Here is a 13,919-nt window from a genome sequence, read left to right as displayed (position 1 = left end):
AGGAAGCGAGAGGTCAGCCCCTCTCGCTCCCTAGGTATCTCGAAAAAGGATGAAAGGAGCGGCTCAGAGCCGCTCGAAGGTGTCTTTCTGGCGGGCGGTCCAGCGGACCTCGATATCCCAGCCGCTGTCATCCTGCCGCTCGGATGTCACAAGGCGGTTTTCGTGCAGCCAGGCGTGCTTGCGCCCGTCGGAGAAGGCGAGCCGCACGGTGTCGTCGCTCCGGATGCCGTCCAGCGCCTCGGTGACGGCCTCGACCAGCACGTCGAGCCCTTCGCCCGTCCAGGCCGACAGCGTGTGCACCTCCGGCCGGCGGGCGGCGAGGGTCTCCACCGCCTCCCGGCTCCCGGCCGGCACCAGGTCTATCTTGTTCCAGACCTCGATCCGGGGCGTGTCCTCGGTGACGCCGAGGTCCTGCAGGATCGCCTCGACGTCCCGCGCCTGGGCCTCTGTTTCGACGTGGCTGATGTCGCGCACGTGGATGATCAGGTCGGCGGAGAGGACCTCTTCCAGCGTGGCGCGGAAGGCGGCGACGAGCTGGGTCGGCAGGTCGGAGATGAAGCCCACCGTGTCCGACAGGATCACCTTCTGTCCGGTCGTCAGCTTCACCGCCCGCATCGTCGGGTCCAGCGTGGCGAAGAGCATGTCCTTGGCCAGCACCTCCGCCCCGGTCAGGCGGTTGAACAGCGTCGACTTGCCGGCGTTGGTGTAGCCCACCAGCGCCACCACCGGGAACGGCACCTTGGCGCGGGAAGCGCGGTGCAGGGCGCGGGTCTTGACCACCTTGCCGAGTTGACGGCGGATCCGGGTAATCGCCTCGTCGATGGCGCGCCGGTCGGCCTCGATCTGGGTTTCGCCGGGGCCGCCGACAAAGCCTAGTCCGCCGCGCTGGCGCTCCAGGTGGGTCCAGGCGCGGACAAGGCGGGTGCGTTGGTAGCTGAGCGCGGCCAGTTCGACCTGCAGCACACCCTCTCGGGTGGCGGCGCGATCGGCGAAGATCTCGAGGATCAGGCCGGTGCGGTCGAGCAGTTTGACGCCCCATTCCTTCTCGAGGTTGCGCTGCTGGACCGGCGTCACCGGGCCGTCGATCAGGACCAGGCCGATCTCCTCAGCCTTGATCTGCTGCTTGAGTTCCTCGAGCTTGCCGGTGCCGAACAGCGTGCCGGGCTGCGGCATCCGCACCGGCACGACGGCGCCGCGCACGACATCAAGCCCCGGCAGAGCCTCTGCCAGGGCGATGGCTTCGGCCAAGCCGGACGCCGCGGGGCGCCGGTGCTGGTCGGACTGGATATCGGGATGCAGGACGAGCGCGCGTTCATCCGGTCCGGAACGCGCCCCTTCCCCGCCGGCGGGCTGGGTCAGTCGTCACCTTCGTAGAGATTGATGGGCTGGGACGGCATGATCGTGGAGATCGCGTGCTTGTAGACGAGCTGCGACTGTCCGTCGCGGCGCAGCAGCACGCAGAAATTGTCGAACCAGGTGATCACGCCTTGCAGCTTGACTCCGTTTATCAGGAAAATCGTCACGGGGACCTTTGTCTTCCGGACGTGATTAAGGAATGCATCCTGCAAGTTCTGCTTATCTGCAGCCATTATTCTTGCCTTGTATTGTTATAGTTAGCGGATCGCCATCTTTCGATTCCGGGCGACAACCCACCCTTCGCGACTCACTATTATATGGGAGCGCGGCAGATTCCAGCCCCGATCCCGCATAACCCTCAAAGGTATTTCGCACCTGCGGCAATCTCTCACGCCTCATCTGCGCCAGAACTGCGGATTGAAGAGCGCCAGAAGGGCCAGCGTCTCCAGCCGGCCGAGCGCCATGGCGAACGCGAGTATCACCTTTCCAGGATCGTTCAGCGCCGCGTAGCTGACCGGATGATCCAGCACCACGTGCCCCGCCGGACCGGTGGTGGAGAGCGCGGCCACCGCCATCACCATCGACTGCTCGAAATTCGCGCCGCTGGCTGACAGCGCCATCGACACCGCGGCAAAGGAAACCGCGAAGAGCATGAAGAAGATCCAGGCAACATAGGCCCCCTGAGTGCGGATGCCCCGCGCGGCAGCGCCGGCGCCGCCGACCGAGTGCGGATAGACGAGCCGTTCCAGCTCGCGCTCGGAATGCTTGTAGAGCGCGTAGACCCGAAGCAGTTTCACGCCGCCCGCCGTTGTCCCGACGCCGCCGCCGATCAGCGCGAGCCCAAGCAGCACCAGCCCCGGCGTCTGGAGCCCCGACCAGGCGCTGGCGATGTCCCAGTCGGCGCTGACGAACCCGGTGGTCGACAGGAACGACAGCACGCTGAAGGTCGAGCCCCAGAGCACGTCGATGGCGGAAGGCAGCGCGTCGATCGTATTGACCTCGTAGGCGCCGATCCAGTGGCGCAGGAACAGGAAACTTGGCACCAGGATGACCAGCGCCGCGCCGATCCGCGCCTCCGGGTCTGCCGCGATGGCCTGCAGCCCCCGTTTGCTGAGCGAGCCGGTGAAGGTCAGCCGGGTGATCGCGAAGGCGAAGAAGAGGAAAATCAGCGCCTCGCCCGCCGTGCCGGCCTGCGACTGCTCCATGCTCCCGAGCGGGCTGATGCCGCTGGTGGCGAGCGTCGACATCGCGTGGCAGATCGCGGCCAGCGGAGCCTCGCCGAGCGCCAGCAGGCCGATCCAGAGCACGAGCGTCAGGCCGGTGTAGATGGGCAGGAGTTGCCGGGTGTAGCGCCAGAGGCGTTCGCGCGGGGCATTCGCCTCAAAGCCCGTTCCCCGCCGGCCGGGCCGTGCGCCGGCCCCGAGCCGCGCGGCCGAGATCACCTCGAACCCGCCGAGGTTCATCGAAGCCATCAGCGCGTAGGCAGCCACCCAGAACAGGAACCCGCCCATCCATCCGACCAGGGCCCGCCACAGGTGCAATGGGTCCGGCAGCCGAGAGGCTTCGAAGAGCGTGGCGCCGGTGGTGGTGAGCGACGAGACCATCTCCACCCAGGCGTTCATGTAGGTCGTCGACTGCACGACCTGCTGGAACGGCACCGCCAGCATCAGCGGCAGCAGCGTGTAGGCCGCCACCAATGCCGCGAGGTGGCTGCGCACCAGGCTGCGGGAGCGGTGGTTCGCCATCGCAAGCGCAATGATTGCGGTCAGAAAGAAGAAGAGCGCCGCCGACTGGCCGAAGACATGCGCCACCCGGTAATCCTCGATCGCGATCCCGTGGATCGCGGGCACCAGCATTGCCAACGCGCCGATGCCCATGAGGAGCACGATCAGTGGGAGTTCGAGAAGGCGGGCCATCGTCCGGGGCGGCTCAGAAGAAGTCGATGGAGACCTGCAGCAACTGCTCCACCTCGCGCACGTCGTCTGCCATGGCAAAGATCATCACGATATCGCCTTCGAGAATCCGAGTCGTCCCACGCGGCTTCAGGATCTCGTCGCCCCGCTTGATCGCGCCAACGAGCGCGCCCTCGGGGAACTCGATCTCGCTGATGACGCGGCCCGAGATCGGCGAGGTCGACAGCACCTGCGCCTCGATCATCTCGGCTTCCGCATCGCCGATCGAATAGACGCTGCGGACCCGGCCGTGCCGGATGTGGCGCAGGATCGAGCTGACCGTGGTGGCCCGCGGGTTGACGTAGGCGTCGATGTCGAGCGGCTCCATCAGGCTCACCAGCGTCGGGTCGTTGACCAGCGCGATCGCCATCTTGCACCCGGCGGACTTGGCGCGCACGGCCGCGAGCAGGTTCACCTTGTCGTCGTCGGTCACGCAGACGACGGCATCCGCGCGGTCGATGCTCGCCTCCGCCAGCACCTCCGAATCCATCCCGTCTCCATGCAGAACGATGGTGCGCTCCAGCGCGTCGGCGGCGCGTTCGGCCTGGGAGCGGTTGCGTTCAATCACCCGGGCGCGGATCCGGGTCTGGCCCTTCTCCAGCGCCTTGGCGACCGCGAGCCCGACGTTGCCGGCCCCGATGATTACCACCCGCTCCTGCCGGTGCGTGGGTTTGCCGAAGATCTCCAGCGTGCGGTTCACATCCTCGGAGACGGAAACCACGTAGACCTGGTCCTGCGCGAAGAGCTGGTCGTTCGGTTCGGGCGCAAACAGCGTGCCTTCGCGGCGGATGCCCACCACGACCGCGCGCAGGGTCGAGAACAGGTCGGTCAGCTGCCGGAGCGGCGTGTTCAGGACCGGGCAATCCTCGTCGAGCTGGATACCGAGGAGCTGAACGCGCCCATCAAGGAAACTCTCCGTGTCGAAGGTCGTCGGCGCAGCGATCCGCTGGAGCGCGGCCTCGGCGACCTCCTTCTCCGGGCTGATCACCACGTCGATCGGCAGGTGATCCCGCTTGTAGAGATCGCGGTAGATCGCCTCGAGATAGGATTGAGCCCGGAGCCGCGCGATCTTTCGCGTCACGCCGAAGACCGAGTGGGCCACCTGGCAGGTGACCATGTTGACCTCGTCGGAATGGGTCGCGGCGATCACCATGTCGGCGTCGCGCGCGCCGGCGCGGTCGAGCACGTCGGGATAGCTTGCAAATCCTGCGATCCCGCTGACATCGAGCGTATCGGTGGCCCTGCGAACAAGATCGGGGTTGTTGTCGACGACGGTAACGTCGTTCTGCTCGCTGGAAAGGTGCCGGGCGATCTGCCAGCCGACCTGCCCTGCCCCACAGATGATGACTTTCATCGCTCCAGCCTGTTGCCTCATGCGGTTGGCACAGGGATGGCAGAGCCCGGAGGGAGCGTCAACGCCTCGCGACACCGCCCGGCGATGAACCCGGCCGCCGGTGCTCCCTGGGGACCATCCGGCGGCAGGTAAGATCGGACCTCACTCAGCCGCCTGAGAGGCCTCCTCCACATGGGCAACGCGCGTGCCGGCCTTTGAGGATGTGACCACGCCAAGCGACTTCAGCTTGCGGTGCAGCGCCGAGCGCTCCATGCCGACGAAAGTTGCCGTGCGGCTGATGTTTCCGCCGAACCTGTTGATCTGGGTCAGCAGGTATTCCCGCTCGAAAAGCTCGCGCGCCTCGCGCAGAGGCAGCGTGGCAAGCGCGCCAGAGAGAACGACGCGCCCTTCATCCGCCTCGCCCCGTTCGGCGCCTTCGAGCTCGCGCACCCCTATCAATTCCCCCGAGTCGCCCAGGATCAGCACCCGCTCGATCACGTTCTTGAGCTGGCGGACGTTGCCCGGCAGGTGCATCGTCTGCAGTAACGCCTCCGCCTCATCGCTCAGTTCTCGCACCGGCAGACCCTGGGTGGCGTTCAGGTTCTCGATAAAGTGCCGCGCCAGTTCGGGGATGTCCTCGCGCCGTTCGTCGAGGCCAGGCACCCGGATCGGCACCACGTTCAGCCGGTGAAAGAGTTCCTGGCGGAAGTTGCCGGCGTCGATCTCGTCCTGCAGGTTGCGATTGGTCGAGGAAATCACCCGGATATCGACACGCACCTTGTCGGAGCCGCCCACCCGCTGGAATTGCTGGTCGACAAGCACCCGCAGGATCTTGGATTGTGTGCCGAGAGGCATGTCGGCGATCTCGTCGAAATAGAGCACGCCGCCGTTCGCCTCTTCCAGCAAGCCCGGCTCGACGCCGCGGTCGCCCGCCTCGCGGCCGAACAGCACCTCTTCCATCCGTTCCGGCTCGATCGACGCCGAGTTGACAGAAATGAAGGGCGCGTTGGCGCGGTTGGAATTCGCGTGGATGTAACGCGCGGCGACTTCCTTGCCCGACCCGGCCGGCCCGGTCAGCATCACGCGGCCGTTGGAGCGGGTCACCTTGTCAAGCTGGGCCCTGAGCGCCTTGAAAGCGGCGCTGGAGCCGATCATCTCGGAGGTGGTCACGTCCTTGCGGCGCAGTTCGGAGTTTTCGCGCCGCAGCCGCGAGGTTTCCATGGCGCGTCGAATGACGACCAGCAACTGGTCTATATTAAACGGTTTTTCGATGAAATCGTAAGCGCCCTGCTTGATCGCGGCGACAGCGATCTCGATGTTGCCATGCCCCGAGATGATGACCACCGGAATCTCGGGCCGGTCGCGTTTCACCGCCTTGAGGATGTCGATCCCGTCCATCTTGCTGTCCTTCAGCCAGATGTCGAGGATCATCAGCGCCGGCGGTTCCTGCTCGATGGCGCCCATGCATTCCTCGGAGTTCGCGGCCAGCCGGACCGAGAACCCCTCGTCGCGCAGGATATCGCCAATCAGCTCGCGGATATCGCGTTCGTCGTCAGTAATAAGTATGTCGCCCATATTCCTGTACTCCCTCAATTGTTTCACTCGGCCGCCTGGTCGAGCGTGGCTGCGCACGGCAACCTGATTTCTGCCAGCGCACCGTGGTGCGCGTTGCCTTCAAACGTCGGCGCGTCGAGCAATTCGAGCGTGCCGCCGTGTTCCTCGATGATCTTCTTCACGATCGGCAGACCGAGCCCGGTGCCCTTGGCCCGCGTCGTGACATAGGGCTCGAACAGCCGGCTGCGATCCTCCGGCAGGCCGATGCCGTTGTCAGCGATACGGATCACGGCATGTCCTCCACCGGTCTCAAGGCTCACCCGCACCTCCGGCACAAAGCCATCCGGAGCGCCCGCTTCCTCAAGACTTTCAATGGCCTCTCCGCCGTTCTTGATGAGATTGGTGAGCGCTTGGCCAATCATCGTCTCGTCGACCAGCGCCGGTGTCGGCGCCTCGGGAAGATCCCAGCTCAGAGTCTTGCCGAGCTGCTGTTTCTGAAGTGTCACCGCATCGCGAACCAGCCGCGTCAGGTCGGACTGACGCCGGTCGGGCTCGGGCATACGGGCGAACTTGGAGAATTCATCGACGATGCGGCGCAGATCCTCGGTCTGGCGAACGATCACGTCGGTCATCGAGGTCAGCGCCTCGGCATCCTCGGCATCTAGCTTGCGCGAGAACTTGCGCTGGAGCCGTCCGGCCGAGAGCTGGATCGGGGTCAGCGGGTTCTTGATCTCGTGCGCGATCCGCCGCGCCACGTCGCCCCAGGCGGCCATCCTCTGCGCCGAGACCAGCTCGGTCACGTCGTCGAAGGCGACCACATAGCCCTCGAGCTCGCCCTCCACCGAGCGGCGTTCGGCCAGCCGGACCAGCAGGTTCTCGACCTTGCCGTCGCGGGTCAGGCGGATCTCCTGCTGGGTGACGGTGCGCTCATCGTTGCGCAGGCGCGCGAGCAACCCTGCGAATTCCGGGACCGCCTTGGCAATTGCCTCGTGGTGGTCGCCGGCTTCCGGGTCGAGTCGCAGCAGGTTCACCGCGGCGGGGTTCATGAAATCCACCCGCCCGTCCGGGTCGAGGCCGATAACCCCCGCCGTGATCGAGGTCAGCACGGTCTCGAACAGGCGGCGGCGCGCCTCGATCTGGGCGTTGGTCTCCAGAAGGGTCGAGCGCTGCGCCTCGAGCTGGCGGGTCATCTGGTTGAACATCCGTCCCAGCGTGGCGATCTCGTCGTCGCTGGATTCCTCGCGGACCTGCACCGAAAGATCGCCCTTGCCGACCTTTTCCGCCGCAGCGGCCAGCCGCCCGATCGGCCGCGACAGACGTTCGGCAAACCACAGGCCAAGCCAGATCGCAGCCAGTATCAGGATCACCGCGAACCCGAGATAGAGCAGCGAGAATTCGAACAGGATCCGCCCGCGCTCGTCCTCCAGCTGGTTGTAGAGCCGGATCGATTCCTGGGTTTCGTCGAGCAGCGACAGGATATCGCCGTCGACATCGCGGCTGACGTAAAGATAGCGGTCGGCGAAGGCGTCGAGCTTCACCAGCGCGCGGAACTCGTTGATGTCCCAGTCCTCGATCACCACGATCTCGCCGGCCTCGGCGCGGGCAATCTCCTCGACGGAGGGTTGTTCGTAGTCGAAGAGGTAGGATCGTTCGCCCCGCGAGCGCAGCTGGCCCGTGGAGTCGATTACATAGGCTTCGCGCAGGCCCCGCTGAACCTGAGCCTGCCCCTGAGTCAGCAGTTGCCGGACCTCGCCATCCGTGAGACCCAGGCCGACCCCACCGGCCGCATCGAGATAGTTGGCAAGGCCCTGAGCGTCTTGGCGCAGGTCCCGCAGGTGTTCGCCCTCGTAGGCCTCGGCCGCGGAAAGCGATGCGCCCACCACGTTCCGCACCCGGTCCGAAAACCAGCCTTCAAGGCCGATGTTGATCGTCAGCCCGGCGAAGATCGCGACCAGAACCGCGGGAATAAGGGCTATCAGCGCGAAGACGCCGGTGAGTCGGAGGTGCAGCTTGGAGCCTGCGGAATCCTTGCGCCGGGCACCGAACATCGCCGCGACGCGACGGAGCACGAGGGCCGCCACGACGAGGATATACACGAGATCAACAAGCAGAATGAGGCGCAAGCCGGGAGATCCGGCCCCCTGCCCCAGCGGACCCATCAGCAAGAAGGTCCAGACCACGAGCAAAGGGCCAAGCACAACCAGGGCCAGGGTGGCCATGGTCTGCACCGTTCGCGAGCGCCTGAGCTCTGCGAAGGACTCCAAATTCAGCCGCGAGAGAACGCCTGCCAAGCTTCGCCTCGTGATGTTTGCGCCACCCAGATCTGGTTTGACCCGGTGACGTGACCGCCATATCCCGTGATCGTTCCGGAGGGCGTGCCCCCGATGCCACGGCTCTGTTGCGGTTTTACATCAACTTGCGGCGTCGTGTCACGCGAATATCGAGGTCGGTGATCTTCTTGCGCAAGGTATTGCGGTTGATGCCGAGAAGATCGGCGCATTTCGCCTGATTTCCGCCGGTTGCGTCCAGCGCGATCTCGATAAGCGGTATTTCCACTTCCTTAAGGATGCGCTGGTACAGGCCCGGGGGCGGCAAGACTCCGCCGTGCAGGTCGAAATAGCGCCGCAGGTGCTTGGCCACGGAGGCCGAAAGCTTCTCGCCGTCGCCCCCGCCGACCAGCGGCTCGATCTCGGGCTGGTTGCCCAGCACCATCTCGACCTCGCTGCGGCCGATCTCCTCTTCCGGCGAGGTCACGACAAGCCGGCGGATGGTGTTTTCGAGTTGCCGCACGTTGCCCGGCCAGGAATAGGCGCGGATAAGGTCCATCGCGGAGCCGGAGAACCGCCGCGTGCCAACGCCGTCACGTTCGGCGCGGGCGAGGAAGTGCTCGGCCAGCAGCGGGATGTCGTCCACCCGCTCCCGCAGGCTCGGCACGGTGAGTGTGACGCCGCTCAACCGGTAGAACAGGTCTTGCCGGAAATTCCCGGCCTCCATCTGCCGCATCAGGTCGCCCTGGCAAGTCGCCATGACGCGTGGCGCCGTGTCGGAAAGCGCGTCCAGCATCCGCACGATCCGGCCCTGGGTGTCGGAGTCGAGGTCGCTGACCTCGTCGAACAGAACCGAACCGCCGCGCGCTCGCGACAGGATCGCCGCCGGGCCGTCGAGCGTCGACAGCTCCTCCGCTCCGGCCACCACGAATGGCAGCGTACGGCGGTCGGAGAAATCGTGGATCGCGCGAGCGATCAGCGATTTGCCGGTGCCGGATTCGCCGGTGATCAGCACCGCGAGATCGGTGTTCATCACCCGCGCCACCAGCCGATAAAGCGCCTGCATCACCGGTGTGCGGCCCACCAGCGGCAGATCCTCGGTGCCGCCAGAGGGCCGTTCCTCGGCCACTGGTCGTGTCTGCTGCACCCGGCGCTTGGTCTCCAGTGCCTTGGAGGCACGCTTCATCAGATCCGGCAGGTCGAAGGGCTTGGGCAGGTAGTCGTAGGCATCCGCCTCCGCCGCCTGGATCGCCGTCATGATCGTGTTCTGCGCCGAGATCACGATCACCGGCAGGCCGGGCCGTTCCTCGGCGATCTTGGGCAGGGTGTCGAGCCCGTTGCCGTCGGGCATGATGACGTCGGAGATCACGAGGTCGCCCTTGCCCTCCTCGACCCATCGCATGAGCGTGACGAGGGACGAGGTTGCGTGCACCTTGCAGCCGGCGCGGGTCAGCGCCTGGGTCAGTACGGTGCGGATCGTGCGGTCGTCGTCGGCGACAAGAACGGTGCCGTCCATCTATGGGGTCTCCTTGTCAGAATCCTGCTGGATGTGTTTGGGGGCGATCGGAAGAGAGATCCGGAATACCGTGCGCCCCGGCACGGAATCGACCGATATCCAGCCCCTGTGCTCAGCGATGATCTTGCTCACAAGCGCCAGCCCGAGCCCGGTCCCGTTTTCGCGGCCGGACACGAAGGGCTCGAAGATCTCGTCGGCGATGTCGGGCGGTAGCCCGGGGCCGCTGTCTATGACCTCGACCTGCAACGGCACGCGGAAAGCCTGTTCCCCCTTGCGGCGGACCCGGAGGCTGGGCTCGTAGAAGGTCCGTAGGGTGATCGTGCCGCTTTCGGTGCCGGAGGCCTGGGCGGCGTTCTTCAGCAGGTTCAGGAACACCTGCAGCAACTGGTCGCTGTCGCCATAGGCGGGCGGCAGGGAGGGGTCGTAATCCTCCTTGATTGCCATGTGGGCAGCATAGCTGATGATCGCCGACTTGCGGGCACGGTCGAGCACGTCGTGAATATTGACCGGCTTCGCCTGCGGTGGGCGCAAATTGCCGAACTGCTCGACCTGGTCCAGTAGCTTCACGATGCGCCGGCTCTCCGCGACGATCAGGTCCGTCAGTTCCAGGTCTTCCTTGGACAGATTCATCGACAGCAGCTGCGCCGCCCCGGTGATGCCGGCGAGCGGGTTCTTGATCTCGTGCGCCAGCATCTCCGCCATGCCGATGGCGGATTTCGCCGCCTTGTCGGCCGAAATGGAGCGGCCCAGACGCCCGGCGATCTCGCGCGGGGAAACGAGGAACAGCAGCCGGTTGGTGTCGTTGCTGATCGGGGCGATCTGCAGGTTGCACTCCACCGGAGCGCGCTCGCCGGTGCCCACGTCCACGTCGTTGATGAACAGCGGCGAACGGTTCTTGCGGACCCGCGCCAGCGCTTCCTCGATCGGCGCATCGATCACCAGCCGGTCATAGACCAGCTCGCCTTCCAGCCCCTTGATCGTCTTGTTCAGGAACAGCTCGGCGGCCGGATTGATGGCGGTGATCCGGTCCTGCGGGTCGAGAACCAGCGCAGGAATGGGAAGCGACGCCCAGATTACTCCGGAGCCCGGCATCATGCGGCCTCCCGGGCGTCAGTGTCGAAGGCTTGCAGCACCAGCCGTTGAACCTCTTCGTTATCGGTTTCTGTTTGGAGACGGCGGCGCAGCCCGGCAGGGTCACCGGCATGATCGAGGTACCAGCCAAGGTGCTTGCGGGCCATGCGGTTGCCCAGCACCGGACCGTAGAACGACAGCATCGCCTCGACATGCGCGCCGACCATCTCGGCCAGTGCCCGCCCCCGCGGCACCTCGGGCGCGGGCGTGCCGAACAGGCCCGCTGCGATCTCGGCCAGCCGCCACGGACGGCCCTGTGCCCCGCGGCCGACCATCACGCCATCGGCGCCGGATTGGGCCAGCGCGGAGCGGGCGGTGGCCACGTCGACGATGTCGCCATTGGCGATGACCGGGATCGAAACCGCCTGTTTCACCGCGGCGATTGCGCCCCAGTCCGCACGTCCCTTGTAGAATTGCTGGCGGGTGCGACCGTGGATCGTCACCATCTGCACCCCCGCGCCTTCGGCCCGCCGGGCCAGTTCGGCCGCGTTCAGGCAGTCATGGTCCCAGCCGAGCCGGGTCTTGAGCGTCACCGGGATCGACACCGCGCCGACCACCGCTTCGATCAGCGAAAGCGCGTGGTCAAGATCGCGCATCAGCGCCGAACCGGAGGCCCCGGCCCCGCTGGCGCTCGTCACCTTCTTCGCCGGGCAGCCCATGTTGATGTCGATCAGCGCCGCGCCGTTGGCCTCGACCATCCGCGCCGCTTCGGCCATCCAGTGCGCCTCGCGCCCGGCGAGCTGCACCGAGGTGTTGGCCTCGCCAAAACCCAGCTCCGCCTTCTCTCGAACCCCGGGCTTGGCCTGCACCATCTCCTGGCTGGCAACCATCTCGGACACCACGAGCCCCGCGCCGAAGCGGGCCACGAGCTGCCGGAACGGCAGGTCAGTGATGCCCGCGAGTGGCGCGAGAAGAACCGGGGGTGTCAGGGTCAAGTTTGCAAAGCAAACCGTCAATTGCTCAATCCTTGTGCAGTCAAATCGTCGTATAGCGAAGCTGGGGCCGGTTCCAAGCTGAAGAGCACATCAATATGACCGCCAAACGAACATTGCACAAAAAACAGGCGAACTTCCGCCCGGTCGGCTTGCCCGTTGCCCTGCCTTCAGTCACCGATTAGACGGAAGCCATGACAGAGCCCTCATTGCCATCCGCTTCCCCGGCCCCTTCCAGAAAGGTCGCGGCACTGATCGTCGCCGCCGGTCGCGGCACGAGGGCCGGCGGAGATATTCCCAAGCAATATCAGGTTATTGCGGGAAAATCTGTACTGGCGCATACGGTCGAGCGTTTTCGCGCCCACCCCGGCGTTCACAGCCTTCTGGTGGTGATCGGGGCCAAGGATGACGCGCTGGCGGCTTCGGCCCTGCCCGAAGATGTGGCACGCACCCCGGGTGGCGCCAGCCGCGATGCCTCCGTACGGGCCGGGCTGGACGCCCTGCCCCGGGACATCACCCACGTCCTGATCCACGACGGTGCCCGACCCCTGGTGCCGGATGCGGTGATCGACCGGGTGCTCGCGGCGTTGGAAACCCACCCCGGCGCGGCGCCCGCGCTGACGGTGACGGACGCGCTCTGGCGGGGCGAGGACGGCCGCGTTCTGGCCCCGACCCCGCGCGACGGCCTCTTCCGGGCGCAGACGCCGCAGGGATTCGACCTCACCGCGATCCGGGCCGCCCATGCCGCCCATCCCGGCGGCGCCGCCGATGACGTGGAGGTCGCGTTGTTGGCCGGGCTGGACGTTGCGATCGTCGAGGGGCACGAAGACAATATCAAGGTCACATTGCCGGGCTGCTTTGCCCGTGCCGAACGGATGCTGGCGAAAGGAATGCCGATGGATGTGAGGCTGGGCAACGGCTACGACGTGCACCGCTTCGGGCCGGGAGGCCACGTGGTGCTCTGCGGCGTCGAGGTGCCGCATCCGCGTGGACTGCAAGGCCATTCGGATGCCGATGTCGGCATGCACGCGATCACCGATGCGCTCTACGGCGCGCTGGCCGAGGGTGATATCGGGCAGCACTTCCCGCCAAGCGATCCGCAGTGGAAGGGCGCCGCGAGCGAGATCTTCCTGCGCCACGCGGTCGGCCGGGTCGCCGAGCGCGGGTACCGGATCGCCAATGTCGACTGCACGCTGGTCTGCGAGCGCCCCAAGATCGGCCCCCATGCCGAGGCGATGCGCGAAGCCCTCGCCGCGATCATGGGGCTCGAGGCCGGAAGGATCAGCGTCAAGGCGACGACCTCCGAGCGGCTCGGCTTCACCGGACGCGAGGAAGGCATCGCCGCGATCGCCACCGCCGCGCTGGTCTCGGCATGACCCCCGCGCGCTTCGTTGCCACCGTCTTCGGGGTCGGCCTGCTGCGCCCCGCGCCCGGCACCTGGGGCTCGCTGGCCGCGATCCCGCTGGCCTATGGGCTGCATGTGCTGGGTGGCTTTCCGCTGCTGCTGATTGCCACCCTCGCCGCGCTCGCCATCGGCTGGTGGGCGACGGCGGTACACAGCCAGGCGGTCGGCCACCCCGACCCCTCCGAGATCGTGATCGACGAACTCATCGGCATGTGGATCGCGCTCTGGCCGCTCTCGGCCGGACTCTGGCATGCCGGTGTGGATCCGCAAGTCTTTCCCTATCCCGGCTGGATCGGCGCCTTCGTCATGTTCCGTCTGTTCGACGTCTGGAAACCGGGGCCCGTTGGCTGGGCAGACCGCCGGCACGGGCCTGCGGGCGTGCTGCTGGACGACGTGATCGCGGGCTTCCTTGCCGCGCTAGTGGTCTCGGTCGCCGCCTTCATCTCCCACACCTGGCTTATGGGATGAGCGCC

General features: G+C 66.2%; 11 protein-coding genes. 2 read left to right on the top strand and 9 right to left on the bottom strand.

The genetic code is table 11. From position 1 onward, the window contains the following. Positions 1 to 63: 63 nt before the first annotated feature. From hflX to dusB, 9 genes are all read right to left on the bottom strand, one after another. Entirely contained in the window at positions 64 to 1,359 is a 1,296-nt protein-coding gene (gene hflX, locus ACFQ2S_RS09595) for a GTPase HflX (protein ID WP_386074313.1), read from the bottom strand. Further along, positions 1,356 to 1,589, bottom strand: coding sequence for an RNA chaperone Hfq (gene hfq / locus ACFQ2S_RS09590; protein WP_089231689.1), 234 nt, complete (start codon positions 1,587 to 1,589; stop codon positions 1,356 to 1,358). The genes hflX and hfq overlap by 4 nt, the downstream gene beginning before the upstream one ends. Before the next feature lie 162 nt (positions 1,590 to 1,751). Continuing rightward, positions 1,752 to 3,272 carry a TrkH family potassium uptake protein gene (locus tag ACFQ2S_RS09585; RefSeq protein WP_386074229.1) on the bottom strand — a complete coding sequence of 507 codons (1,521 nt, stop codon included), beginning with the start codon at positions 3,270 to 3,272 and terminating at the stop codon, positions 1,752 to 1,754. 13 nt (positions 3,273 to 3,285) lie between these two features. Continuing rightward, the gene (gene trkA, locus ACFQ2S_RS09580) at positions 3,286 to 4,662 is read right to left on the bottom strand and encodes a Trk system potassium transporter TrkA (protein WP_386074227.1); all 1,377 of its coding nucleotides are present in this window, start codon (positions 4,660 to 4,662) and stop codon (positions 3,286 to 3,288) included. A 141-nt stretch (positions 4,663 to 4,803) separates the two neighbouring features. After that, on the bottom strand, positions 4,804 to 6,216 hold the full coding sequence (gene ntrX, locus ACFQ2S_RS09575) for a nitrogen assimilation response regulator NtrX (protein ID WP_386074226.1): 1,413 nt from the start codon (positions 6,214 to 6,216) through the stop codon (positions 4,804 to 4,806). Positions 6,217 to 6,239: 23 nt separating this feature from the next. Beyond that, entirely contained in the window at positions 6,240 to 8,414 is a 2,175-nt protein-coding gene (locus tag ACFQ2S_RS09570; protein ID WP_386074224.1) for a sensor histidine kinase NtrY-like, read from the bottom strand. A 187-nt stretch (positions 8,415 to 8,601) separates the two neighbouring features. Continuing rightward, on the bottom strand, positions 8,602 to 9,978 hold the full coding sequence (locus ACFQ2S_RS09565) for a response regulator (RefSeq protein ID WP_386074222.1): 1,377 nt from the start codon (positions 9,976 to 9,978) through the stop codon (positions 8,602 to 8,604). Continuing rightward, a complete protein-coding gene (locus ACFQ2S_RS09560; protein WP_386074220.1) occupies positions 9,979 to 11,070 on the bottom strand; it encodes a two-component system sensor histidine kinase NtrB in 1,092 nt (363 codons plus the stop codon). It abuts the gene before it with no gap. Further along, positions 11,070 to 12,044: a tRNA dihydrouridine synthase DusB gene (dusB, locus tag ACFQ2S_RS09555; protein ID WP_386074218.1), complete on the bottom strand. Its 975-nt coding sequence runs from the start codon at positions 12,042 to 12,044 to the stop codon at positions 11,070 to 11,072. Before dusB ends, ACFQ2S_RS09560 begins: the two co-directional genes overlap by 1 nt. Positions 12,045 to 12,235: 191 nt before the next feature. Here dusB and ACFQ2S_RS09550 point away from each other — a divergent pair, with 191 nt between their 5' ends. After that, positions 12,236 to 13,417 carry a bifunctional 2-C-methyl-D-erythritol 4-phosphate cytidylyltransferase/2-C-methyl-D-erythritol 2,4-cyclodiphosphate synthase gene (locus ACFQ2S_RS09550; RefSeq protein WP_386074217.1) on the top strand — a complete coding sequence of 394 codons (1,182 nt, stop codon included), beginning with the start codon at positions 12,236 to 12,238 and terminating at the stop codon, positions 13,415 to 13,417. Then, positions 13,414 to 13,914: a phosphatidylglycerophosphatase A family protein gene (locus ACFQ2S_RS09545; protein WP_386074215.1), complete on the top strand. Its 501-nt coding sequence runs from the start codon at positions 13,414 to 13,416 to the stop codon at positions 13,912 to 13,914. Before ACFQ2S_RS09550 ends, ACFQ2S_RS09545 begins: the two co-directional genes overlap by 4 nt. Positions 13,915 to 13,919: the final 5 nt, after the last annotated feature.

Source organism: Tropicimonas aquimaris (assembly GCF_042676185.1).
GTDB lineage: Bacteria > Pseudomonadota > Alphaproteobacteria > Rhodobacterales > Rhodobacteraceae > Tropicimonas > Tropicimonas aquimaris.
Note: the sequence above shows the minus strand (reverse complement) of the source record. Positions and strands in the feature narration are given on the sequence as shown.